Here is a 23,980-nt window from a genome sequence, read left to right on the forward strand (position 1 = left end):
AGTTCTGTTAGACTTGTCGCCGAGTTGTCCCCCGGTTTGTGGGACTGCTTTACAATCACCAGATGGGGATTTAACGGATGAAACTGAAAAACACCTTGGGCTTTGCCATTGGTTCTATTATTGCCGCTACTTCTTTCGGCGCACTGGCACAAGGCCAAGGCGCAGTTGAAGGCGAGCTGTTCTACAAGAAGCAGTACAACGATAGCGTTAAGCACATCGAAGACGGCTTCAACCCAGGCGCTCGCATTGGTTACTTCCTGACCGACGACCTGTCGTTGAACCTGTCCTACGACAAAACCAACCACACCCGTTCGAACGACGGTACTGGCAGCCAGAAGATCGGTGGCGACACTAGCAGCCTGACTGCTCAGTACCACTTCGGCCAGGCTGGCGTTGACAGCCTGCGTCCATACGTAGAAGGCGGTTTCGGCCACCAAAGCCGTGGCAACGTCAAAGCTGACGGCCACAGCGGTCGCGACCAGTCCACCCTGGCTATCGCCGGCGCTGGCGTGAAGTACTACTTCACCAACAACGTGTACGCTCGTGCCGGTGTTGAAGCTGACTACGCACTGGACAACGGCAAGTGGGACTACTCCGCACTGGTCGGCCTGGGTGTGAACTTCGGCGGTAACGCTGGCGCAGCTGCTCCAGCTCCTACCCCAGCACCAGCTCCAGAGCCAACTCCAGAGCCAGAAGCTCCAGTTGCTCAGGTTGTTCGTGTTGAGCTGGACGTTAAGTTCGACTTCGACAAGTCGGTTGTTAAGCCTAACAGCTACGGCGACGTGAAAAACCTGGCCGACTTCATGGCTCAGTACCCAGCTACCAACGTAGAAGTTGCTGGTCACACTGACTCCATCGGTCCAGACGCCTACAACCAGAAGCTGTCCCAGCGTCGTGCTGACGCTGTTAAGCAAGTCCTGGTTAAAGACGGCGTTGCTCCTAGCCGCATCACCGCGGTAGGTTACGGCGAATCCCGCCCAGTTGCTGACAACGCAACTGAAGCTGGTCGCGCTGTTAACCGTCGCGTAGAAGCGTCGGTTGAAGCTCAAGCTCAGTAATTACTGAGTGGTAGAAAAAAGCCCGGCTTAGGCCGGGCTTTTTTTTGCCTGAAATTTACCTCAGGCGCTGGCTGACACAGTAATAGAGGCGGCTTGCCCTGCGCCAGCAACACTGCCGATCACCAGGATTGCAGGGCTTTTCAGAGCAAATACCTGTGCATCGGTATGCATGTGCGCCAGAGTGCTGCGGCACTCGCGTTGCTGAGGCAATGATGCGTTCTCGATCATCGCCACCGGCGTATCCGCTGCCATTGCGCCCTCCAGCAATTGCTGACGAATCTCCTCCAGCTTCGCCACGCCCATATACACCACCAATGTCGTACCGCCCTCGGCCAAGGCACGCCAGTTCAGGCTGCTGTCGTCCTGGGTATGCGCCGTGACCAGCGTCACACCGCGGCTGACCCCGCGCAGCGTCAGGGGAATATCGCAGTTCGTTGCACCTGCCAGGCCCGCGGTAATCCCGTTGACCAATTCCACCTCAACCCCGCGTTCACGCAACCACAGCGCTTCTTCGCCGCCCCGGCCGAAAATACACGGGTCGCCGCCCTTAAGTCGCACCACGCATTTGCCTTGGCGCGCATAGCGCAGCATCAGGCGGTGGATAAAATCCTGGGGTGTCGAACGGCAGCCGCCGCGCTTGCCCACGGTTATCACCCGAGCGTCCGGGCAGTGCTCCAGCACCCTCGGGTTGACCAAATCATCGATCAGCACCACATCGGCTGCGTGCAGGGCGCGTACCGCCTTGAGGGTTAACAACTCCGGATCACCGGGGCCTGCGCCTACCAGCCAGACTTTTGCGCTCATGTTTATCCCCTCACACACTGATTGCGATTGGCAGCGACGTGCTGGCCAAAAGACGTTTGATTTCCGGTACACAAGAGCCGCACTGCGTGCCGCAGTCCAGTTCCTGCTTAAGCCCGTCCAGGTCCAGGCCACGGCCGATACCGGCGCATACCGCGCTTTCACTGACGTTCTTGCAGTTGCACAAAATTTTACTGCTGGCTGCCGCGCCGCCCGGTGGTGCACTGAGTGGCGCCAGCAGCCAGCGCCGTAGTTGATCGTCGGCACGGCCTTCCAGCCACAAACGCTGCAACCAATGCCGTGCCAGGGTTTCGCCGGCCAGGCGCAGCGCGGTGATGCGGCCTTTTTCGATTTTTACCCGCTTGCCAATCGAACGCCGCGGATCGTCATAGGCCATGACCGGACCGTCATTGAGGCCCAGCAGTTCGTCGATACGGGTTAACAGTTGCAAGTCGGGCGCCTCGGTATGGGCTGCGCGCACCAGAAGAGCCGGCCGTTCACGCCCGGTCAGGCTCAAGCTGACGTAGGCAAAGCCCTCACACAGCGGGCGTAGGGCGTCAAAGTGTTGCTGCACATTTCCCTCGATCAGCGCGAACAGCTGCCACGGCAGTTGCACTGGCTCCAGGCGCACGCCGCTGTGTTTGAGTTCGGGCTGTTTTGACAAGGGGTCGAACGCCGGCTGGGTAAGGGCATTAACACCGCCCTTGAGAAAGCGATCACCCCAATGCATCGGCAGGAATGCCTGGCCCGGGCGCACGCTGTCATCGCTGCTGACGGCGATAATCACGCTGCCACGACGGCTTTTCAGGCTGACCAGATCGCCCTCTTTGAAACGGTGCCGACGCAGCTCATCCGGGTGCAGGCTCAGCAGTGCTTCATTGACGTGCCCGAACAACTGCGCGGCTGTGCCGGTGCGGCTCATGCCGTGCCATTGATCGCGCAGGCGCCCGGTGATCAGGGTCAGTGGGAAGCGCGCGTCACGTTGTTCTTTGGCGGCGCGGTAAGGGTCGGCGATAAAGTGCGCGCGGCCGCTGTCTGTCGGGAACACACCCTCGGTGTACAGGCGCGGCGTGCCCGCTTGTGCGCCCACGGGAAATGGCCATTGCTGCGGGCCGAGCTGATCGAGCAGAGCATGGCTGATACCCGACAGGTCGAGGTCGCGGTTACGGGTCAACATCTTGTACTCATCAAAGATCTGCGCCGGTTGCTCGAAGGCGAACAAACTCGGCAACCCCGGACGCAAGCGTTGCTCAAGGCGCTGTGCGAAATCCACGGTAATCGCCCAGTCCGGCCGTGCTTCCCCGGGTGGGTCGATGGCGCGGCGTACGTGGGAAATCCGCCGTTCGGAATTGGTCACCGTGCCTTCTTTCTCGCCCCAACTGGCGGCGGGTAACAGCAGGTCGGCGTAGGTGGCGGTTTCAGTGGTGCGAAAAGCCTCCTGCAACACCACGAACGGGCAGGCCGCTAATGCCGCACGCACGCTGTTCTGGTCCGGCAAGGATTGCGCGGGGTTGGTACAGGCAATCCACACGGCCTTGATCTTGCCGGCCTGGATCTGTTCGAACAGTTCGATAGCCGTCAGCCCGGTAGGCGCCGGCAACGATTCAACGCCCCAATAGGCCGCGACTTCAGCCCTGTGCTCAGGGTTGGCCGCCTCGCGATGCCCCGGCAGCAGGTTCGACAAACTGCCGGTTTCGCGTCCGCCCATGGCATTTGGCTGGCCGGTCAGGGAAAACGGCCCGCAACCCGACCGACCGATAGTGCCGGTGGCCAGGTGCAGGTTGATCAGCGCACTGTTTTTGGCGCTGCCGGCGGTGGACTGGTTGAGCCCCATGCACCACAGCGAGAGAAAACTGCCGGAGGTGCCGACCCACTCTGCACACACGCGCAACTGCTCGACGCTGATGCCGCACAACTGCGTGACCATCTGCGGCGTGTAGTCATGCACCAGTCGTTTCAACTCGAGCAACCCATCGGTATGCGTCTGGATAAAGTCGCGGTCGATCCAGTCTTCCCACAGCAACAGGTGCAAGATCCCATGGAACAGCGCCACATCGGTGCCCGGCAGGATCGCCAGGTGCAGGTCGGCCAAATCGCAAGTGTCTGTGCGCCGTGGGTCGATCACCAGCACTTTCATCTGCGGGCGCCGCGCCTTGGCTTCCTCAAGACGTCGGAACAATACCGGATGGGCGTAGGCCATGTTGCTGCCGACGATCATCACGCAATCACTTGCCTCCAGGTCTTCATAGCTGCACGGCGGCGCATCGGCGCCCAGGCTGCGCTTGTAGCCGACCACTGCCGAAGACATGCACAGCCGCGAATTGCTATCGATATTGTTGGTGCCCACCAGCGCGCGGGCCAGCTTGTTGAAGCTGTAGTAGTCCTCGGTCAGCAACTGGCCAGAGATGTAAAACGCCACGCTGTCCGGCCCATGTTCGGCAATGGTGTCGGCGAACACATTGGCCGCGTGGTCCAGGGCGCTGTTCCAGTCGGTGCGGGCGCGGGACAGGCCTTTGCCCAGGCGCAGTTCCGGGTACAAGGCACGGGCGGTCAGGTCGCCGGTCAGGTGCAGGCTCGAACCCTTGCTGCACAACTTGCCGAAGTTGGCCGGGTGGTTCGGGTCGCCTTGCACCCCCAGGATCTGCACGCCGTCATGCTCGATCAGCACGCCGCAACCCACGCCGCAGTAACAGCAGGTGGACGCGGTGGTCTGGCGGTTCATCAACCGGCGTCCCGCAGGGCCAGCATCACCCGGCCGTTTTCTACGCGGGCGGGGTGATGATGGGCGCAGCCGATGTCCGGCGCCTGGGCTTCACCCGACGCCAGGTCGATCTGCCAATTGTGCAGCGGGCAGGCCACGCGCTTGCCGTAGATCAAGCCTTGGGACAGCGGCCCGCCTTTGTGTGGGCAGCGGTCATCAAGAGCGAAAACCTCATCGTCACTGGTACGAAAAATCGCAATATCGCCTTTTGGCCCATTGATGATGCGCGAGCCCAGGGCGTTGATTTCATCGAGGGCGCAGATATCCAGCCAGTTCATGCCGACACCTCCAGCTGTTTGACGGGGATGACCTCGAATTCCTTTTTCAGCAGCGGCTGTTCCAGGCGTTCTTTCCACGGGTCTTGTTCGAATGACAGCGAGAATTGCAGGCGCTCGTTGAGGGCCTGGCGCCGGGCCGGGTCTTCCAGAACGGCTTTCTTGATGTGCTCCATGCCTACCCGTTGCAGGTAATGCACGGTGCGCTCGAGGTAGAAAGCCTCTTCGCGATACAGCTGCAGGAACGCGCCGTTGTATTCACGCACCTCTTCGGCAGTTTTCAGCTTGACGAAAAACTCCGCGACTTCGGTCTTGATCCCACCGTTGCCGCCGATGTACATCTCCCAGCCGGAGTCGACGCCGATAATGCCGACGTCCTTGATGCCCGCTTCCGAGCAGTTGCGTGGGCAACCGGACACCGCCAGCTTGACCTTGTGCGGCGACCACATATTGAACAGGTCGTGCTCCAACTCGATACCCAACTGCGTGGAGTTCTGCGTGCCGAAGCGGCAGAACTCGCTGCCCACGCAAGTCTTCACGGTGCGGATGGATTTGCCATAGGCGTGGCCGGAGGGCATGTCGAGGTCCTTCCACACACCGGGCAAATCCTGTTTCTTGATGCCCAGCAGGTCGATGCGCTGGCCGCCGGTGACCTTGACCATCGGCACGTTGTACTTGTCGGCCACATCGGCAATGCGCCGCAGCTCCGACGGATTGGTCACACCGCCCCACATCCGTGGGACTACGGAGTAGGTGCCGTCTTTCTGAATGTTGGCGTGGGCGCGTTCGTTGATCAGGCGCGATTGCGGGTCGTCCTTGGCCTCGCCGGGCCAGGTGGAGATCAGGTAATAGTTCAGGGCCGGGCGGCAGGTCGCGCAGCCGTTGGGGGTGCGCCAGTTCAGGTAGCTCATGGTGCCGGCGATGGTCAGCAGGTGCTGGTCGCGGATCGCCTGGCGGATTTGCCCATGGTTGAGGTCGCTGCAGCCGCAGATGGCTTTTTCGCTTTTGGGTTTGACGTCGGCGGCGCCGCCCACGGTGTTGATCAGGATCTGTTCCACCAGCCCGGCGCAGGATCCGCAGGAGCTGGCGGCTTTGGTGTGCTTCTTCACATCGTCAACGCTGAACAGCCCGTGTTCCTGAATCGCCTTGACGATGGTGCCTTTGCACACGCCGTTGCAGCCGCATACTTCAGCGCTGTCGGCCATGCTCATGGCTTTGTCCTGGCCTTGGTGGCCGACATCGCCTAAAGCATTTTCGCCAAACATCAGGTGATCACGAATCTCGCCAATCGCGTGGTTCTCACGGATCTGGCGGAAATACCAACCACCGTCGGCGGTATCGCCGTACAGGCACGCGCCAACCAGGATGTCGTCCTTGATCACCAGCTTCTTGTACACGCCGCCAATCGGGTCGGAGAGGGTGATGGTCTCAGTGCCTTCGCCACCCATGAAATCCCCGGCGGAAAACAGGTCGATACCGGTGACCTTCAGCTTGGTCGAGGTCACCGAGCCTTTGTAAGTGGCAAAGCCCAACTGGGCCAGGTGATTGGCGCAGACCTTGGCCTGTTCGAACAGCGGCGCCACCAGGCCGTAGGCGATCCCACGGTGGCTGGCGCACTCGCCGATGGCATAGATGCGCGGGTCGTAGGTTTGCAGAGTGTCATTGACCAGAATCCCTCGGTTGCAGGGGATGCCGGATTTCTCTGCCAGTTCGGTGTTGGGGCGGATGCCGGCGGCCATCACCACCAAGTCGGCGGGGATGATGTCGCCATTCTTGAACTGCACCGAGCCGACACGACCATTGCCGGCGTCGTGCAGGGCTTGGGTTTGCTCGTACAGGCGAAACACCAGGCCACGGCTTTCCAGTTCGGTTTGCAGCAACTGGCCGCTGGTTTTGTCCAGCTGGCGCTCCAGCAGCCATTCGCCGATGTGCACCACGGTCACGTGCATGCCGCGCAACATCAGGCCGTTGGCGGCTTCCAGGCCGAGCAGGCCACCGCCGATGACCACCGCGTGCTTGTGGGTCCTGGCGGTGTCGATCATGGCCTGGGTGTCGGCGATGTCGCGGTAGCCGATCACACCCTGCAAGGTATTGCCGGGGATTGGCAGGATAAAAGGCGTCGAGCCGGTGGCAATCAACAGACGATCGTACTCGGCCTCGCTGCCGTCCTCAGCGATGACGATGCGTCTTACACGGTCGATCTGCACCACTTTGCGGTTGAGCAACAGCTTGATGTGGTTGTCCAGGTACCAGTCGAGGTCGTTGAGCACGATCTCTTCGAAGGTCTGCTCGCCGGCCAGCACCGGTGACAGCAGGATGCGGTTGTAGTTGGTGTGGGGCTCGGCGCCGAACACCGTGATGTCGTACAGGTCGCTGCTCAGCTTGAGCAATTCTTCAAGGGTGCGAACCCCGGCCATGCCGTTGCCGATCATCACCAGTTTGAGTTTTTTCATGTCGTTCTCCGCAATGGCTCGACAAATCGTGCGCAAACAAAAAAGGCGCCCCCACCAGTTACCTGGCGAGGACACCTTTGTCCGGTCCCGTTCTCTCGGGAAGCTCAACCCTTCGGCGTTGAAGGGGCGGCTATATGTGAGTTGTTGATGAAGCTAATGCAGCGGTTGTGCCAAGTCGCCGGACGCCCGTTTTATTGGGATTCCCATCGATATTGCGTGGAAATTCGCCCCCTAGTGGTGCAGCAGCCAGTACAGCAGCACCAAATTGACCAGCAGCGAGACGGTCGCCAGGGTTTGCCAGACCTTGAGCGGCTCGCGCTCCAGCAACGGTTTGGGTCGTACGCTCAATTCACGGCGGTCGGCCTGTTCCAGCACCAGCAACCATTCCTCGGCGGTTTCATAACGTTCTGCGGGCTGTGCGGCCACAGCGCGTTCCAGGCTCAACGGCAACCAGTCCGGTAAATCGGGGCGGTAACGACTGGCGCTGACGGGCTGGGTGAAACGTGGCCGCTGGAAAGCTTCGATTTCACCGTAGGGGTAATGCCCGGTCAGCAGGTAATAGAGCGTGACACCGATACTGTATAAATCCTGTTGCGGCGTAGGACGTTCGCCACTGAAGGCTTCGGGCGCGATAAAACTTGGGGTGCCGGGCAGCAAATGGGCGCGGTCCTCGGAAAGCCCCGGGCAGTAGGCCAGGCCGAAATCCAGCACGCGTAATTCGCCATCATCGCCCAGCAGCAGGTTTTCCGGCTTGATGTCACGGTGCAGGATCTGCCGTCGATGCAGAAGGCCCACTGCCCGCAGCAAACGCTCGGCAATGGACTGCCATTGCGCCAAGGGCAGCGGGCCTTGTTGCTGGAACAGCTGCGCGAGGGTCTGCCCCGAATATTCACGCATCACGTAGTACAAATGCTGACGCCCACTGGCCGCATGCACTTCAGGAAACGCGCGCCCGGCCACTCGTCGCAGAAACCATTCTTCCGACAGCAAGGCTTGGCCGGCGTCGTTGTCATCGTCGCGGTTGAGCGGCAAGGTTTTCAACAGCCAAGCTTGTTGCTGGGCATCGCGCACGCGGTACAGCAATGACTGTCGGCTTTGCGCCAGCAGGCTTTCAACCTGCCAGCCTTCAAAGCGTTGCCCGGCCTTCAGGGGCGGTGGCAGCGGCCATTGCTGCAACTGCACCAGCGCATCGCCCAGGGTCGCGGCGCCTAGCTGGTCGATACGCACCAGCAGCGCGCTGGCATTGTCCTGGCTGGCGGCCAGGTGTGCGGCACTGACGAGCGTGTTCACCGCCACATCGAGATTGGTTTGTTCGCGCAGGATCGCGCTGATGCTGTGGTCGCCCAACGTGGCCCACACGCCATCGCTGAGCAGCAGGAAGCACTCGCCTTCGCGCAGTTCACCGTCGAGAAAGTCCAGCACCATGTGCTGATCCAGGCCGAGGGCGCGCTTGAGCACATGCTGCATGCCCGGTTGTTCCCACACATGGTCTTGCGTGATGCGCTGCAACTCGCCGTCCAGCCAGCGATACACCCGGCAATCCCCCACATGCGCCAGGGTGAAGCGCTGGCCGCGAAATACCAGGGCGCTGAGGGTGGTCAGCAGCGGCTGGCCACCGCCGTTGGCCTGCAACCAGCGGTTCTGTGCCAGTAACAGTCGCTCCAGTGCCTGGGCCACGCCCCAGGTTTGCGGCGTGGCGTAGTAGTCCAGGGCCAGCGCCTGCAAGGTTGAACGGGCGGCCAGGCCACCGTCGGCGCATTGGCTGACGCCATCGGCGATGGCGCACAGGTAACCCTTGCTTGCGGCCAGTTCCGGCATGGGCGTGACCACCCGCAGGGCGTCCTGGTTTTCTGCCCGCGGGCCGATGGCGCTGGCCTGGGCGACGCTCAGTTGCAGGCTCATCAGACGCGTGCGGCGGTCACGGCGGCCGAGCCCCACGTGGTTCTCCAGCGACGCTTGACGCCGTGCAGGCCGAACCAGGCCAACACGCCAAGGCTGGCAAATAACCACAAGGCCAGCTGATAACTGCCGGTGCTCTGTTTGATCGCGCCCATGCCTGCCGCCAGGGCAAAGCCGCCAATGCCGCCCGCCATGCCGATCAGGCCGGTCATCACGCCTATTTCGCGGCGAAAACGCTGGGGCACCAGTTGGAACACCGCGCCATTACCTGCACCGAGGCCGAGCATGGTGCAGACGAAAAGCGCCAGTGCGGCGTAGGAACTTGGCAGGTTGAAACCCACGGCGGCGATGCAAATCGCTGCCACGCCGTACATGCCGAGCAGGGTGCGAATCCCACCGAAGCGGTCGGCCAGTGCACCGCCCAAGGGGCGCATCAAGCTGCCGCCAAACACACAGGCGGCGGTGTAGTAGCCGGCGGTCACCGGGCTCAGGCCGTACTGGTCGTTGAAGTAGCCGGGCAAAGCGCTGGCCAGCCCGATAAAGCCGCCGAACGTCACGCTGTAGAAGAACATGAACCACCAGCTGTCGCGGTCGCCCAAGGCTTTGAAATAGTCGGCCATGGACTTGGCTTTCGGGCGCTCGGGCGCATTGCGCGCGAGCCACGCGAACACGATCAGTGTCAGCACCAGCGGGATCAGCGCGAAGCCGAACACATTGCTCCAGCCAAATGCGGCGGCCAATACCGGCGCCAGCAAGGCGGCAAATACGGTGCCGGAGTTGCCGGCGCCGGCAATACCCATGGCCTTGCCTTGGTGCTCAGCCGGATACCACTGGGAAGCCAAGGGCAGGGCGACTGCAAAGGATGCACCGGCCATGCCCAGGAACACGCCCAGCAACAGCGCTTGCTCGTAGGTATGGATGCCGAGTTTCCAGGCGCCGAACAGGGCGGCGATCACAATCACCTGGCCGATCAGCCCGGCGGTCTTGGGTGACAGCTTGTCGGCCAGCATGCCCATCAAAAAGCGCAGCACCGCGCCTGCCAGGATTGGCGTGGCCACCACCAGGCCGCGTTGCTGGGTGGTCAGGTGCAGGTCGGCGGCAATCTGCACCGCCAGTGGCCCCAGCAGGTACCAGACCATGAAGCTCAGGTCGAAATACAGGAACGCGGCAAACAGGGTCGGGGTGTGCCCGGATTTCCAGAAGCTTGATTTCATCACGCACCTCAACGGTTGGGGGTCTTGTCAGAAGGCCTGTTGGCCCCAATCGCCGGGGCCAAAACGAAAAAAAACGCCGCCATCGAGTTCGCGAGTGCAAACCGGATGAGCGACGTCTTTGTCGTAGAAGGGGCAACCGCCGTTGGCTACCTGTAATAAGTGCTTAGCAAGAGCTGCGCCAGTTCAGCCGAGCAGCTCACTCATGGCGATGATCTGCTCGGCCACCTGGATCAATTTCTGCTGGCGGCTCATGGCCTGGCGGCGCATCAGGGTGTAGGCCTCTTCCTCATTGCAGTGCTTCATTTTCATCAGCATGCCCTTGGCCAACTCGATGCGCTTGCGCTCGGCCAACTGTTGGTCACGGGCCTGGAGCTGGGCGCGCAAGGCCTGGTCGCTTTCAAAGCGGGCCATGGCCACATCGAGAATCGGCTGCAGGCGCTGGGCCTGAATGCCTTCGACGATGTAGGCGCTGACCCCGGACTTGATCGCCTGGCGCATCACGTTCGGGTCGTGCTCATCGGTGAACATCACGATTGGTCGCGGCTGGTCGCGGCTGACCAGCACCACTTGCTCCATCACATCGCGTCCGGGTGACTCGGTATCGATCAGGATCACGTCCGGGCGCACCGTTTCGACGCGCGCCGGCAAGTCGATGGTCAAGCCGGACTCATCGATCACCTCGAAACCGGCCTCGGTCAAAGCGGCTTTGAGGCGCCCAACCTTGCGCGGGGTGTCGTTGATCAACAGGATTCGTAACATAGTCGTGGTCCTGTCAGCGCAGTGCCTGGCGGCTGGTAAGGTTCGCCAGGGCATGCAGTCGGAAGCTGCGGGCGTAGGCGGCGGGGTCGGAGCCGTCCCAGATCTTGCCGTCGATCAACAGGCTGCTGCGCATGTCTTGGGCGTTGGCCGGGACGCCAACGGCAGTCGCGGCCTGGCGATACAGGTCCAGTTGCTGCACCTGGCGAGCCACGCCCAGGTAGTCCGGGTCTTCGCGCAGCAGGCCCCAACGTCGAAACTGGGTCATGAACCACATGCCATCGCAGAGGTACGGCAGGTTCACCTCGCCATCAGCAAAAAAGCGCAGGGCGTGCGGGTCTTGCCACTGGTTGCCGAGGCCGTCGTCATAAGCCCCCAGCAAGCGGGGTTCGATGCAGTCGAGCGGGGCATCGAGGTACTCGCGAGCGCTGAGCAGTTGTGCGGTGGAGCGGCGGTTTTCCTGGCTTTGTTCGATAAAACGGCTGGCCTCGAGGATCGCCATAACCAGTACGCGGGCGGTGTTTGGGTAGTGATCGACGAACGCCTGGGTGCAGCCGAGCACTTTTTCTGGGTGGTTTGGCCAGATCGACTGGGTAGTGGCCAGGGTGAACCCCTGGTTTTGCTTGACCGCGCTGGCGCACCAAGGCTCACCGACACAAAAACCGTCGATGCGCCCGGCTTGCAGGTGCGCGATCATCTGCGGTGGCGGCACCACCACACTGTCTACATCTTGCAACGGGTGAATGCCTTGGCTCGCCAGCCAGTAATACAGCCACATGGCGTGGGTGCCTGTGGGAAATGTCTGGGCGAACGTCAGCTTTGTTCGGCTTTGGTGCACGTGGCGGTCGAGTGCCTCAGGAGTGGTCACGCCCTGCTGTTGCAGGCCGTGGGACAGGTTGATGCTCTGGCCGTTCTGGTTGAGCCCCATCAGTACCGCCATGTCGGTGGGCGCCACGCCGCCAATGCCCAGGTGTACGGCATAGATCAACCCGTACAGGCTGTGGGCGGCGTCCAGTTCACCGCTGACCAGTTTGTCGCGCAGGCTGGCCCAGGAGGATTGGCGCTTGAGGTTCAGCGTCAGGCCGTAGGGTTGGGCAAATCCCTGGGTGGCGGCGACCACCAATGAAGCGCAGTCGGTGAGTGCCATGAAACCCAGGTCCAGGCTGCTCTTTTCCGGGGCGTCACTGCCGTTGACCCACGCCAGTGGGGTGTTCACCGGGCTGTTGCCGACCGAGTCGTTCATCAACACCTACCTTTTCTGTCAAAAAAAAAGCATCGCTCCTTCGCATGGCAGTACAAGCCATTGCCGGGTAACGACGCCTTTGTCTGTAAGCCTGCTCCGACGTTGGCGCGGGCTTTGATGCAGAGTCCGTAGCAAGGCACATGCCACGGGGCGGCGGATGGAGCCTGCCGTCACCTTTCCATCAAGATTGAAACTCGAGTGCCTTTCAGTATGGCCGCTTCTTTGCGCCCGACTGCCAGGAACACCCAAGTTGCCTATCGATTCACCGACCCTGATGAGCTATCACCGATGAGCTCTCCCTGGCTATGCCGCTGGCTGCTGTGCGGTGCGTTGCTGTGGGCCAATGCCTGCGCCTGGGGCGCAAGCTACGAAGCCCGGGATGAAAGCCTGCATACCTTTTTCAGTGCGTTGTCGCATTCTTTGGGGGTGCCCGTCGTTGTCAGCCGCGAAGCGGCGCGTAAACGCATTTGCGGCACCTTCGATCTGGAGGCTGCGCAGCAGACCCTCGCAACCGTCGCCGAGCAGCAGGGCCTGATCTGGTACAGCGACGGTCAGGTGCTTTACCTGTATGACGCCAGCGAAGCAAAAAGCTCGGCGGTTGCGCTGCGGCACATTCCGGTCGACAGGTTGCGCGGGTTCATGCGCCGTTCGGGGCTTGATGAATCACGTTATCCGCTCAGAGAGAGCGGCGCGCGCACGTTCTATGTGTCCGGGCCACCTAATTATGTGAACCAGGTGTTGCACCTGGCCCAACTGATGGACAGGCCGCGCACCGAAGTGCGTGTCGGTAAACAGGCCTTCGGTGTGGTGCAGGTGTTCAACACCCATGTGGCAGACCGTCAGTACGTCATGGGTGACGACAAGGTCAATGTACCGGGCATGGCCACGATGATCGAGAACCTGCTGGCTATCGAGCAGAAGGATGCCAGGCAGCGCCCTCCGGGTTTGCTGGCTGACAAGAGCCTGTTGGTGATGGCCTACCCGGACTCCAACAGCTTGCTGATCAAGGGCAAGCCTGATCAGGTCAAGGTGATAGAGGAACTGGTGGCGGAGTTGGACAAGCCCAAGCGACCAATCGAAGTGTCGCTGTGGCAGATCGATGTAGACCGTAGAGAACTCGACAAGATGGGCGTGGCCTGGGCTCAGGAAACCGGCACCGGAGCCTCCGTGACGCGGGTGCTGGAGCCCTTGGATGACAGCCGTTTGATGGCACAGCTCGGTGTTCTTGAGCGGCGACGCAAAGCCAGGATCACCGCGTTCCCCGTGCTGCTTACCCAAGAGAATGTTCCAGCGGTTTTCCAGGACAACCATACTTTTTACCTGCCCAAGCCTGGTGCTGACAGCGGCAAGTGGAAGCCCGTTGGGTATGGCACCGAAGCCAGCGTGCTACCACGCTTTGCGGCAGCGAATCAGATTGAAATGCAGCTGACCCTTGAGGATGGCCGTCAACTGGACAGCAAACTCGAGCCAGGCTCGGTCGGGGCAGTAGGGCGGGTGGGAATCAACACGGTGGTGCGCGTGCCTCAGGGCAAGCGACTGTGGTTGGGCGCGTTTGAACGTGAGGGCGGCGTGGGTTCCGGTCGGCGCGCCGAGGTACGGCTGTTTGTGATCCAGGCCCGGGCGGTTGGTGCAGAGCCGCGGATGCTGGCGGGTGCTATCGGGCCGCCGCCGCTGACGCAAAGTCAATATGAGCGTGTGCAACGCGCATTTGTGCGCGAAAACCGCGAAGCCTCTGACATCCAATAACTTTCTGAACGCCTATCAACGCTTTCCTGAGTGTTTGTTGCCGGTAATGGCGAAAAGTCCTACGCGATACGCACACAAAGCTTCGATTACATGGGCTTTTCCCTAGCGTTGTTCAGGGGCCGACTTTCTATAGTCGCGGGGTTGGCGTATCGACCGTTTCTGGAAACAAGGTAATCAATGTCAGTAGATCAGGTACAGAGGTGAATATGACCCTCGCGAATGAAGAACTGGCAGCCTCGTGGTTTTTTGCCGGATGGACCTTGCATGTTGATGGCCGGTTAACGGGTGAGGGTGTGGATATTCAGCTGCCACCCAAGGAGTGGCAGGTGCTGCGGTTGCTGTTGGCATCCGGTGGTGTGCTGATGACCAAGGACCGTTTACTCGAGCAGGCCTGGTCCCGTGGCGAGGTTGCGGAAGAGTCGCTCACCCGTTGTATCTATGAATTGCGCAAGCACTTGAGAGAAGACAAAGGCTTTATCAAGACGATCTATGGCAGGGGGTATCGCTTTACCTGTGCTGTCACCGTTCGGCAACACACCCAACGGCTGCCCGGGCAGGCGTGTGTGCCTCGCATCTGTTCGGCCTGTGGCCAGGTGAACCATGATTAAGCGTTTGCGCAAAGGCTTGCTGCTGTGCCTGCTGATGGGCAGCTACCCGGCCTGGGCCAGTTGTTGGGAGGAAGTCGCCGGCCGGTATGACATTGAGCCGGAGCTGTTGAAAGCCATTGCTGTGGTGGAGTCGGGCGCACGCGCGGGCGCGATGAACCCGGGTAATAGCGATGGTTCGCGAGACATTGGCCTGATGCAGATCAACAGCATGCACTTGCCTCGTCTGGCCAAGCAGGGGATTACCGAGGAAAGGTTGCTGACTGAGCCGTGTTTATCGATCGAGGTGGGGGCTTCGATCCTGGCCGACTTCATCCAGCGCTTCGGTTACAACTGGACAGCCGTGGGGTCCTATAATGCCGGGCCGGCACCCGAGCGTGAGGCATTACGCCTGCGTTATGCAGAAAAAATCTGGGCGCAGTATGAAGCGTTGGTTGCACATCGCCAGTGACGAATGGACGGCACGCCTCGCACCCGGCGTGCCACCCCGGCTATAATCGCGCCACCTTTCGCCGCCATCCGAGTCTAGCCCGCCCATGTATACCCTGGCCCGCCAGCTGTTGTTCAAACTCTCCCCGGAAACCTCCCACGATCTGTCCCTGGACTTGATCGGTGCCGGTGGCCGCCTGGGGCTCAATGGTCTGGTATGCAAGGCACCGGCAAAAATGCCGGTTTCGGTGATGGGGCTCGATTTTCCCAACCCGGTCGGGCTGGCTGCGGGTCTGGACAAGAACGGCGCGGCCATCGACGGTTTTGCGCAACTGGGTTTCGGCTTTGTCGAGATCGGCACCGTCACGCCACGACCACAACCGGGTAACCCGAAGCCGCGTATCTTCCGTTTGCCCGAAGCCGAGGCAATCATCAACCGCATGGGCTTCAACAACCTGGGCGTTGATAACTTGCTGTCGCGGGTTCAAGCCGCGAAGTACAAAGGCATTCTCGGCATCAATATCGGCAAGAACTTCGACACGCCGGTCGAGCGCGCCGTGGATGATTACCTGACCTGCCTGGACAAGGTCTACGCCCACGCCAGCTACGTCACGGTCAACGTCAGTTCGCCCAACACGCCAGGCCTGCGCAGCCTGCAGTTTGGTGATTCCCTCAAGCAATTGCTCGAAGCCTTGCGCCAGCGCCAGGAAGACCTGGCCGTGCGCCATGGCAAGCGCGTGCCGTTGGCCATCAAGATTGCCCCGGACATGAGCGATGAAGAAACCGTGCTGGTCGCCCAGGCCCTGGTGGATTCGGGCATGGATGCGGTGATCGCTACCAACACCACCTTAAGCCGCGTCGGCGTTGAAGGGCTGGCGCATGGTGACGAAGCGGGCGGCCTGTCGGGCGCGCCGGTGCGGGACCAGAGCACCCATATCGTCAAGGTACTGGCCGCTGAACTGGCGGGGCGCTTGCCGATCATCGCCGTGGGCGGCATCACCGAAGGCAAGCACGCAGCCGAGAAGATCGCTGCCGGCGCCAGCCTGGTGCAACTCTATTCCGGCTTTATCTACAAAGGCCCGGCGTTGATTCGCGAGTCGGTGGATGCCATCGCGGCTTTGCGCTGATAGATCAGCCAATAGATCGTTCCCACGCTCTTTAGATCGTTCCCACGCTCTGCGTGGGAATGCATCAAGTGACGCTCTGCGTCACAACTTCAAAACGGGACGCGGAGCGTCCTGGGCGGCATTCCCACGCAGAGCGTGGGAACGATCAGTAGATCAGCCAATTCCTGAGCATTAAAAAGGGCTCCAAAAGGAGCCCCCTGGGCCGAAGCCCGCCGCCCGGATAGGACGTGCGTGGTTAAGTCGTTACAAAATCTTCAAGGTGGTTGTCGGATTAAGTGCCCCGTGTCAGCCGACGGCGTGAAGTTCGTTGAGTCTGTGGATTCCCGCAGTGCCAGTCATACCGTCCCAGTTGTCGCCGCGTCCTTCTCGCCAGCCGTTGATCCAGGCTTGGCGTACCGACGGTAGAGTAAATGGGCAAAGCTCACGGGATTTACCATGAACGCCATATTGATATCCGCGTAAAAATGCTCTTTCCAACGGATCACGCTTAAGTCTTCTCATAGGGTGTTTCCCTCACTTGTTGACTGTCTAGATATCCTTCGGCCCCGCGTGGGGCCGGGCAGGGTTTTCCTGCCGTTGGTGGGCTCGCTGCCGGCGTGGCGAGCCTATGTGTCGGCGTCGTTACGGCGCCAACCTGTGTTGAGTTCTAACCAATAGGTCACATGGATTCAATGATCGTTTTGTCATAAGCACGTAACGATAACGATGCTATAGCCATAAGCTGGGATGGCTTTTCGCCCCATTTAATAGGCAAACCCAGCTATGATGTGCCCTGCATAGAGGATGGGTTTAATCCTTTAGTGAGAATGCCCGCCTGTTGCAGTCGGTTATTATTCGACGAAGGGTCGGAATATTTCTTTTTGTTGCGATGATTTATTTATCTGCCCCGGCAATTCAGGCCCAAACGCCCGGTAGCCGGGGTGGAACGGCACATTCGTGCCACGCGAGCACTCTTCAAGAAAAGTGCTTGATTGAAAACCGAGCCGGCGATGCGTCGCCCGTTCATTTATTGCTGAAAAGCCTGGAATGCCCCATGTCGGACCGTTTTGAACTCTTCCTCACCTGCCCCAAGGGCCTCGAAGGCCTGCTGATCGAGGAAGCCGTCGGGCTTGGCCTTGAGGAAGCCCGCGAGCACACCTCGGCCGTGCGCGGCATGGCCGACATGGAAACCGCCTACCGCCTGTGTCTCTGGTCGCGCCTCGCCAACCGCGTGCTGCTGGTGCTCAAGCGCTTCCCGATGAAGGACGCCGAGGACCTCTACCACGGCGTGCTGGATATCGAATGGGCCGACCACATGGTCCCGGACGGCACCCTGGCCGTTGAATTCAGTGGCCACGGCTCGGGCATCGACAACACCCACTTCGGCGCGCTGAAGGTCAAGGATGCGATTGTCGACAAGCTGCGCACCCCGACCGGCGAACGCCCGTCCATCGACAAGATCAACCCGGACCTGCGCATTCACCTGCGCCTGGACCGTGGCGAAGCCATCCTTTCCCTGGACCTGTCCGGTCACAGCCTGCACCAGCGCGGTTATCGCCTGCAGCAGGGCGCCGCACCGTTGAAGGAAAACCTCGCAGCCGCGATCCTGATTCGCGCCGGCTGGCCGCGTATTGCGGCCGAAGGCGGCGCGCTGACGGACCCGATGTGTGGCGTGGGCACCTTCCTGGTGGAAGGCGCAATGATCGCCGCCGACATGGCGCCCAACCTCAATCGTGAGCTGTGGGGCTTCACCACCTGGCTCGGTCACGTACCGGCGCTGTGGAAGAAGCTGCACACCGAGGCCACCGAGCGTGCTGCCATTGGCATGAACAAGCCGCCATTGTGGGTGCGTGGCTATGAGGCTGACCCGCGTCTGATCCAGCCCGCCCGTAACAACATCGAACGCGCAGGCTTAAGCCACTGGATCAAGGTGTACCAGGGCGAAGTCGGCACGTTCGAGCCGCGCCCGGACCAGAACCAGAAAGGCCTGGTGATCTGCAACCCGCCCTACGGCGAGCGTCTCGGTGACGAAGCCAGCCTGTTGTACCTCTACCAGAACCTCGGCGAGCGCTTGCGCCAGGCCTGCATGGGCTGGGAAGCGGCGGTGTTCACCGGCGCGCCGGACCTGGGCAAGCGCATGGGCATCCGCAGCCACAAACAGTATTCGTTCTGGAACGGCGCGTTGCCGTGCAAGTTGCTGCTGATCAAGGTCAACCCGGACCAGTTCGTCACTGGCGAGCGCCGCACCCCGGAGCAGCGCCAGGCCGAGCGTGAGCAAGCCGCTTACGATCAAGCCCCGACCGAGCCGGTCGAGCGCCAGTACAACAAGAACGGCAACCCGATCAAGCCGGCTCCAGCCCCGGTGGTTGAGCAGGCGCGCCTGAGCGAAGGCGGGCAGATGTTCGCCAACCGCCTGCAAAAGAACCTCAAGCAGTTGGGCAAATGGGCCAAGCGCGAAGGTGTGGACTGCTACCGTGTGTACGACGCTGATATGCCGGAATACTCCATGGCCATCGACCTGTACCACGATTGGGTGCATGTGCAGGAATATGCCGCGCCTAAATCCATCGACCCGGAAAAAGCCTCTGCGCGTATGTTCGATGCGCTGGCCGCGATTCCCCAGGCGCTGAACGTCGACAAAAGCCGCGTGGTGGTCAAGCGTCGCGAACGTCAGAGCGGCACCAAGCAGTACGAACGTCAAAGCGCCCAAGGCAAGTTCACCGAAGTCAGCGAAGGCGGCGTGAAGCTGCTGGTCAACCTCACCGACTATCTGGATACCGGCCTGTTCCTCGACCATCGCCCGATGCGCATGCGCATCCAGAAGGAAGCGGCCGGCAAGCGTTTCCTCAACCTGTATTGCTACACCGCCACCGCGAGTGTGCACGCAGCCAAGGGCGGCGCGCGCAGCACCACCAGCGTCGACTTGTCCAAGACTTACCTGGACTGGGCGCGTCGCAACTTCTCCCTTAACGGTTTCTCTGACAAGAACCGCCTGGAGCAAGGTGATGTGATGGCCTGGCTGGAGGCGAGCCGTGATGAGTTCGACCTGATCTTCATCGACCCGCCGACCTTCTCCAACTCCAAGCGCATGGAAGGCATCTTCGACGTACAGCGTGACCACGTGCAGTTGCTCGACCTGGCCATGGCGCGCCTGGCGCCTGGCGGCGTGCTGTACTTCTCGAACAACTTCCGCAAGTTCGTGCTGGAGGACAACCTCAGCGAGCGCTACGCGGTCGAGGAAATCAGCGACAAAACCCTGGACCCGGACTTCGCACGTAACGCGAAGATTCACCGGGCCTGGAAAATCACCGCTCGCTGATCGCCACACTCAAGCTGCACCAAAAAGCCGCAAGCCCGGAATATTCCGGGCTTGCGGCTTTTTTGCACTGGTCAAACACCGGCCTCATGGTTATAACTTAACGCCTAGCCAAAGTGACACCCCCCGCACGCTGGCGTTGTGAGTGTTGCCTATGCCGATGCAAGCCGTTCGCCCGAAAATACTAGGCTTTATCAGTGAGCAGGCGTCGGCTTGGCTGGTGGCATTGGTGGTGTTATTGGCAGGTGGAGCGCTGACGGTCATCGTCGCCTGGGCGGCCGCCGACCTCTACAAACAGCAAGTGCGCCAGCGTTTCCAGTTATTGGTCAACGAGCGCTACACCCGCCTTCAGGAGCGGTTCGAAGACCAGGAGCAACGCCTGGCCAGCCTGCAGCGTTTCTTCGTCAATTCCAGTGACGTGTCCCGCGCCGAGTTCGATGGTTTCGCCAAGCCTTTGCTTCTGCGCGCCCGCGCCTATGCCTGGGCGCCGCGTATATTTCGCGAACAGCGCAACGCTTTTGAACAGGAAATCTCGCGTCAGCGTGGTACAACTTTCGCCATTAGAGAATTGAACACTTCGGGTGAACTGGCGCCGGCGCCCGAGCGCGACGAGTATGTGCCGGTGCTGTACAGCCAGACCCAAAGCTTGCTGGGTTCGCCCTTGGGGTTCGATCTGTTGGCCCAGCCACTGCGTCGTTCGGTGCTTGAGCGGGTGCAGAAAAGCGGCCGGCCTGCGGTGTCCCAGCCCATGCAGTTGGTGGGCGTAGAACCAGCTTATGCCGCCGGCGTCTTGTTGGTGGCGCCCGTGAGCAAACCCGTCGACACCGAGCCCCATGGTTATGTGATGGCAGTGATCAGCATGCGCCAACTGGTCGCCGATGGTTTGCCCAAGCCCAGCCGCGACAACCTGGTGATGCAGATCGTCGACACTTCCGACACGCAGCAGCGCGTGCTGTACGCGTCCAGCAACGCGGTGGGCGACAGCGGCCTTGTTGCCACGCGTCGTCTCACCCTCGGCGACCATGTGTATGCCTTGAGCGTTCGCGCCAGCCAGGTGTTCGACCAGGCCAATCACTCGTCGATGCACACCATACTGGCAATGGGCGTGCTCCTCAGCCTGCTGCTCAGTGCGTTGCTGTATGTGTTGGTCAGCCAGCGCCAGCGCGCGCTCAAGCTGGTGGAACAACGCACGCAGCAGTTGCACCTGCGTGAGCAGGAGCTTCGCGCAGCCCACGGGCAATTGCGCAGTGTGCTGAACGCCGCCACCCATGTTGCGATCATTGCCACTGACCTGCGGGGTGTGATCAACACCTTCAATGCCGGTGCCGAGAAAATGCTCGGGTTCAAATCCGAGGCGGTGGTGGGGCGACTGACCTTGGAAAGCCTGCATCTGGCCCTGGAACTCGAAGCGCGCGCGGCCAGTTTGAGCGTGGCCTTGGGCAAGCGTATTCCGGCGAGCCAGGCGATGCTGGTGGAAAGCCCGGACAATCTGCACGAGGCGCGCGAGTGGACATTATTGCGCGAGGATGGCCGCTACCTGACGGTGAATATGCTCACAACCGTATTGCTGGACGACTACGGCCTGTGGATCGGGCACCTGGCGATCTACATGGATGTGACCGAACAAAAACGCGCCTACGAGGCGTTGGCCGCGCGCGACCGACTACTCAAAAAGCTCAGTGCCCACGTGCCTGGCGGGATTTTTCAGTTCACCCTCGAACCCAAGGGGAAGGGGCGTTTCATCTATGCCAGCGATGGTATGCGCGATATCTATGAAATCGACACGGGCGTACTGCAGCAAGACGCGGACAAGGTGTTCGAACGCATTCATCCGCAAGACGTGGAGCGTGTGCGCCTGTCGATTCGTCTGTCAGCGCTGCAGTTGAGCCATTGGCGCGAAGAGTACCGGGTGGTGTTGCCGCAACGCGGCCTGCGCTGGATTCGCGGCGAAGCCACGCCGGAGGAGTTAACCGGCGGTGGCACGTTGTGGCATGGCTACGTGTCGGATATCTCCGATCTGAAGCGGGTCGAAGAGGAGCTGCGTGCGCTGTCGATTACCGACTCGCTGACGGGCATTCATAACCGCCGTTATTTTCAGGATCGCCTCAAGGCCGAGATGCTGCGGCTCAACCGAACCAAGGGCACATTGTCGTTGATCATGCTCGATATTGATCACTTCAAGCGCATCAATGACCAGCACGGGCATGCGGTGGGCGATGGGGTGTTGCAGGAAGTGTGCAAACGCATCGGCCGGCGCCTGCGCCGCACGGATGTGTTTTGTCGTTTGGGCGGCGAAGAGTTTGTGGTGCTGTGCCCGCATACCGATGCCGAGCAGGCTTATAGCCTGGCGATGGAGTTGTGGCAGTCGCTGCGCACCGAACCGATGGAGGTGGTGGGCGTGGTGACCGCCAGTTTCGGTGTGGCCAGTTGGCGGATCGATGAAGGGATTGACGGGCTGCTGCTGCGCGCGGACTCGGCGGTGTATGTGGCCAAGCAGGCGGGCCGCGACCGGGTGGAGGCCGAGCGCTTGCGCGCCTGATCGTTCCCACGCTCTGCGTGGGAATGCCTCTTGTGACGCTCTGCGTCACGCTTTGGGACGCAGAGCGTCCCAGGCTGCGTTCCCACGCGGAGTATGGGAACGATCAATTACAAAACGGGCGCTGCGGCTGTCAGCTTCGGCTGGCGATACAGGTCCAGCAGCACCTGATCGAGCACCGAAGAAGCCCCCCATGGCTTCGAATCGTTGAGTATCGCCACCACCACCCAGGTGTTGCCATTGTTGTCGCGGCTGAACCCGGCAATGGCGCGCACGGTGTTCAAGGTGCCGGTCTTGACGTGAGCCTCACCGCGCAGAGCCGTGGTTTTCAGGCGTTTGCGCATGGTGCCATCGGTGCCGGCAATCGGCAGCGAACTGATGTATTCCGCCGAGTACGGGCCTTTCCACGCCGCTTGCAGCATGGCCGCCATTTCGCGGGCGCTGACGCGTTCGGCGCGGGACAGGCCGGAGCCGTTCTCCATCACCAGGTGCGGCGCGGTGATGCCTTTTTTCGCCAGCCACTGACGCACCACGCGTTGCGCGGCCTTGGCGTCGTCGCCATCGGCGTCGTTGCGGAACTGCGCGCCCAGGCTCAGGAACAACTGCTGGGCCATGGTGTTGTTACTGTATTTGTTGATGTCACGGATGATTTCCGCCAGGTCCGGCGAGAACGCACGAGCCAGCACTTTAGCGTCCTTGGGCACTGGTGCCTGGATATCACGGCCCTGGATGGTACCGCCCAACTCCTGCCAGATCGCACGCACGGCGCCGGCGGTGTAGGTGGCGTGGTCGAGCAGCGACAGGTAGGTCTGCGAGCTGCACCCATCGCCCAACTGGCCGCTGACCGTCACGGTCACGCTGCCATCGGCGGCGGTCACCGGGCTGTAGCGCACATCGCCGGTGCATTGCTTGGCGTTGGAGACTTTGACCTGGTTGTCGATGCGGATGCTCGCAATCGGCGGCTCGACCGAGACGATCACCCGGCCCGAGTCATTGCGGGTGACAAAGCGCAGGGCCTTGAGGTTGACCAGCAGGGCGTCCGGCTTGACCAGGAACGGCTTGTTCTCGTCGTTGCCGTCGTCATTGAATTCAGGCAATTGCGGCTGATTGAAGAAACTGCGGTCCAGCACCAGGTCGCCGGTGACTTGCTGTACGCCATTGGCGCGCAGGTCACGCATCAACAGCCAGAGTTTTTCCATGTTCAGCTTGGGGTCGCCGCCGCCCTTGAGGTAGAGGTTGCCGCGCAACACGCCACCGCTGAGGGTGCCGTCGGTGTAGAACTCGGTCTTCCACTGGTGGTTGGGGCCGAGCATTTCCAGGGCCGCGTAGGTGGTGACCAGCTTCATGGTGGAGGCCGGGTTAACCGAAACATCAGCGTTGAACACGGTCGGCGTGCCGGGCCCGGTGAGGGGCAGCATCACCAACGACAGCGAAGTATTGGGTATTTTGGCTTTCTGCAGTGCCTGCTGAACATTTGGCGGCAGGCTGTTGTTGATCGGCGCGGCGGTGACGGAAAAAGCCAGAGGTAGAAGAAAACCGGCAAAGAGTACTGAACGAAAAGAGTTGATCATAAGGAATAAAACCCTACTGCTGAGAAGGGTGAAAAAGGTGAGGGGTATGGAAGAAAATCCCTCATTGGTCACGAAAGTGTCGGCATTATGCCCCAAGGTGGATCCAGTTGTAGCTGAACGATAGCGGGTATTTCGGGTTTTTTTGCAGACCAATGGCCGCCCGTCCCATAGAGTCGGGCAAAGGTCGGCTTAAACTGCTAAAGTGCCGGCC

Annotated in this window: 17 protein-coding genes; 7 read left to right on the forward strand and 10 right to left on the reverse strand. The window is 61.0% G+C overall.

Going from position 1 to position 23,980, the window contains the following annotated elements; translation table 11 throughout:
- Window positions 1-77 precede the first annotated feature (77 nt).
- Window positions 78-1,058 (forward strand): OmpA family protein, encoded by a 981-nt coding sequence (locus tag AB4P96_RS09740; protein WP_017134761.1) that lies wholly within the window; start codon window positions 78-80, stop codon window positions 1,056-1,058.
- A gap of 60 nt (window positions 1,059-1,118) precedes the next feature.
- Here the strand turns inward: AB4P96_RS09740 and cobA are convergent, their stop codons facing one another.
- The 8 genes from cobA to AB4P96_RS09780 form a co-directional block, all read right to left on the reverse strand.
- Complete coding sequence (cobA, locus tag AB4P96_RS09745) at window positions 1,119-1,862, reverse strand: uroporphyrinogen-III C-methyltransferase (RefSeq protein WP_099548799.1); 744 nt, start codon at window positions 1,860-1,862, stop codon at window positions 1,119-1,121.
- Window positions 1,863-1,872: 10 nt separating this feature from the next.
- Window positions 1,873-4,581, reverse strand: coding sequence for a molybdopterin-dependent oxidoreductase (locus AB4P96_RS09750; protein ID WP_395600720.1), 2,709 nt, complete (start codon window positions 4,579-4,581; stop codon window positions 1,873-1,875).
- Window positions 4,581-4,898: a nitrite reductase small subunit NirD gene (gene nirD, locus AB4P96_RS09755; RefSeq protein WP_017134764.1), complete on the reverse strand. Its 318-nt coding sequence runs from the start codon at window positions 4,896-4,898 to the stop codon at window positions 4,581-4,583. The genes AB4P96_RS09750 and nirD overlap by 1 nt, the downstream gene beginning before the upstream one ends.
- Window positions 4,895-7,348: a nitrite reductase large subunit NirB gene (gene nirB / locus AB4P96_RS09760; RefSeq protein ID WP_395600721.1), complete on the reverse strand. Its 2,454-nt coding sequence runs from the start codon at window positions 7,346-7,348 to the stop codon at window positions 4,895-4,897. The genes nirD and nirB overlap by 4 nt, the downstream gene beginning before the upstream one ends.
- A gap of 231 nt (window positions 7,349-7,579) precedes the next feature.
- Window positions 7,580-9,250, reverse strand: coding sequence for a protein kinase (locus AB4P96_RS09765; protein WP_395600973.1), 1,671 nt, complete (start codon window positions 9,248-9,250; stop codon window positions 7,580-7,582).
- Window positions 9,250-10,461 carry a NarK/NasA family nitrate transporter gene (locus AB4P96_RS09770; protein WP_170039289.1) on the reverse strand — a complete coding sequence of 404 codons (1,212 nt, stop codon included), beginning with the start codon at window positions 10,459-10,461 and terminating at the stop codon, window positions 9,250-9,252. Before AB4P96_RS09770 ends, AB4P96_RS09765 begins: the two co-directional genes overlap by 1 nt.
- 183 nt (window positions 10,462-10,644) lie before the next feature.
- Complete coding sequence (locus tag AB4P96_RS09775) at window positions 10,645-11,220, reverse strand: ANTAR domain-containing response regulator (RefSeq protein WP_053257467.1); 576 nt, start codon at window positions 11,218-11,220, stop codon at window positions 10,645-10,647.
- 13 nt (window positions 11,221-11,233) lie between these two features.
- Complete coding sequence (locus tag AB4P96_RS09780; RefSeq protein WP_395600722.1) at window positions 11,234-12,460, reverse strand: CmpA/NrtA family ABC transporter substrate-binding protein; 1,227 nt, start codon at window positions 12,458-12,460, stop codon at window positions 11,234-11,236.
- Between the two features lie 288 nt (window positions 12,461-12,748).
- Between AB4P96_RS09780 and sctC the strand changes: the two genes are divergently transcribed.
- The 4 genes from sctC (at window position 12,749) to AB4P96_RS09800 (ending at window position 16,367) form a co-directional block, all read left to right on the forward strand.
- Complete coding sequence (gene sctC / locus AB4P96_RS09785; RefSeq protein ID WP_395600723.1) at window positions 12,749-14,206, forward strand: type III secretion system outer membrane ring subunit SctC; 1,458 nt, start codon at window positions 12,749-12,751, stop codon at window positions 14,204-14,206.
- A 206-nt stretch (window positions 14,207-14,412) separates the two neighbouring features.
- On the forward strand, window positions 14,413-14,814 hold the full coding sequence (locus AB4P96_RS09790; RefSeq protein WP_017134770.1) for a winged helix-turn-helix domain-containing protein: 402 nt from the start codon (window positions 14,413-14,415) through the stop codon (window positions 14,812-14,814).
- Window positions 14,807-15,262 (forward strand): transglycosylase SLT domain-containing protein, encoded by a 456-nt coding sequence (locus AB4P96_RS09795; protein WP_099548806.1) that lies wholly within the window; start codon window positions 14,807-14,809, stop codon window positions 15,260-15,262. The genes AB4P96_RS09790 and AB4P96_RS09795 overlap by 8 nt, the downstream gene beginning before the upstream one ends.
- 85 nt (window positions 15,263-15,347) lie before the next feature.
- A complete protein-coding gene (locus AB4P96_RS09800; RefSeq protein WP_017134772.1) occupies window positions 15,348-16,367 on the forward strand; it encodes a quinone-dependent dihydroorotate dehydrogenase in 1,020 nt (339 codons plus the stop codon).
- A gap of 285 nt (window positions 16,368-16,652) precedes the next feature.
- On the opposite strand, the gene rmf is transcribed toward AB4P96_RS09800, so the two are convergent.
- A complete protein-coding gene (rmf, locus tag AB4P96_RS09805) occupies window positions 16,653-16,868 on the reverse strand; it encodes a ribosome modulation factor (RefSeq protein WP_002553055.1) in 216 nt (71 codons plus the stop codon).
- A gap of 532 nt (window positions 16,869-17,400) precedes the next feature.
- On the opposite strand from rmf, the gene rlmKL reads away from it, so the two are divergent.
- Window positions 17,401-19,665, forward strand: a complete 2,265-nt coding sequence (rlmKL, locus tag AB4P96_RS09810; RefSeq protein ID WP_017134773.1) for a bifunctional 23S rRNA (guanine(2069)-N(7))-methyltransferase RlmK/23S rRNA (guanine(2445)-N(2))-methyltransferase RlmL — start codon at window positions 17,401-17,403, stop codon at window positions 19,663-19,665.
- 151 nt (window positions 19,666-19,816) lie between these two features.
- Window positions 19,817-22,201, forward strand: coding sequence for a diguanylate cyclase (locus tag AB4P96_RS09815; protein ID WP_395600724.1), 2,385 nt, complete (start codon window positions 19,817-19,819; stop codon window positions 22,199-22,201).
- Window positions 22,202-22,308: 107 nt separating this feature from the next.
- Here the strand turns inward: AB4P96_RS09815 and dacB are convergent, their stop codons facing one another.
- On the reverse strand, window positions 22,309-23,769 hold the full coding sequence (gene dacB, locus AB4P96_RS09820; RefSeq protein WP_017134775.1) for a D-alanyl-D-alanine carboxypeptidase/D-alanyl-D-alanine-endopeptidase: 1,461 nt from the start codon (window positions 23,767-23,769) through the stop codon (window positions 22,309-22,311).
- Between the last annotated feature and the right edge of the window lie 211 nt (window positions 23,770-23,980).

The organism is Pseudomonas sp. B19125, from assembly GCF_044218855.1.
Classification (GTDB): domain Bacteria; phylum Pseudomonadota; class Gammaproteobacteria; order Pseudomonadales; family Pseudomonadaceae; genus Aquipseudomonas; species Aquipseudomonas edaphica.

Bases quoted from the DNA above. Each gene is read 5' to 3' on its own strand.
- AB4P96_RS09740 (WP_017134761.1), top strand. From the start codon at position 78: ATGAAACTGAAAAACACCTTGGGCTTTGCCATTGGTTCTATTATTGCC.
- cobA (WP_099548799.1), bottom strand. From the start codon at position 1,862: ATGAGCGCAAAAGTCTGGCTGGTAGGCGCAGGCCCCGGTGATCCGGAG.
- AB4P96_RS09750 (WP_395600720.1), bottom strand. From the start codon at position 4,581: ATGAACCGCCAGACCACCGCGTCCACCTGCTGTTACTGCGGCGTGGGT.
- nirD (WP_017134764.1), bottom strand. From the start codon at position 4,898: ATGAACTGGCTGGATATCTGCGCCCTCGATGAAATCAACGCCCTGGGC.
- nirB (WP_395600721.1), bottom strand. From the start codon at position 7,348: ATGAAAAAACTCAAACTGGTGATGATCGGCAACGGCATGGCCGGGGTT.
- AB4P96_RS09765 (WP_395600973.1), bottom strand. From the start codon at position 9,250: ATGAGCCTGCAACTGAGCGTCGCCCAGGCCAGCGCCATCGGCCCGCGG.
- AB4P96_RS09770 (WP_170039289.1), bottom strand. From the start codon at position 10,461: ATGAAATCAAGCTTCTGGAAATCCGGGCACACCCCGACCCTGTTTGCC.
- AB4P96_RS09775 (WP_053257467.1), bottom strand. From the start codon at position 11,220: ATGTTACGAATCCTGTTGATCAACGACACCCCGCGCAAGGTTGGGCGC.
- AB4P96_RS09780 (WP_395600722.1), bottom strand. From the start codon at position 12,460: ATGAACGACTCGGTCGGCAACAGCCCGGTGAACACCCCACTGGCGTGG.
- sctC (WP_395600723.1), top strand. From the start codon at position 12,749: ATGAGCTCTCCCTGGCTATGCCGCTGGCTGCTGTGCGGTGCGTTGCTG.
- AB4P96_RS09790 (WP_017134770.1), top strand. From the start codon at position 14,413: ATGACCCTCGCGAATGAAGAACTGGCAGCCTCGTGGTTTTTTGCCGGA.
- AB4P96_RS09795 (WP_099548806.1), top strand. From the start codon at position 14,807: ATGATTAAGCGTTTGCGCAAAGGCTTGCTGCTGTGCCTGCTGATGGGC.
- AB4P96_RS09800 (WP_017134772.1), top strand. From the start codon at position 15,348: ATGTATACCCTGGCCCGCCAGCTGTTGTTCAAACTCTCCCCGGAAACC.
- rmf (WP_002553055.1), bottom strand. From the start codon at position 16,868: ATGAGAAGACTTAAGCGTGATCCGTTGGAAAGAGCATTTTTACGCGGA.
- rlmKL (WP_017134773.1), top strand. From the start codon at position 17,401: ATGTCGGACCGTTTTGAACTCTTCCTCACCTGCCCCAAGGGCCTCGAA.
- AB4P96_RS09815 (WP_395600724.1), top strand. From the start codon at position 19,817: ATGCCGATGCAAGCCGTTCGCCCGAAAATACTAGGCTTTATCAGTGAG.
- dacB (WP_017134775.1), bottom strand. From the start codon at position 23,769: ATGATCAACTCTTTTCGTTCAGTACTCTTTGCCGGTTTTCTTCTACCT.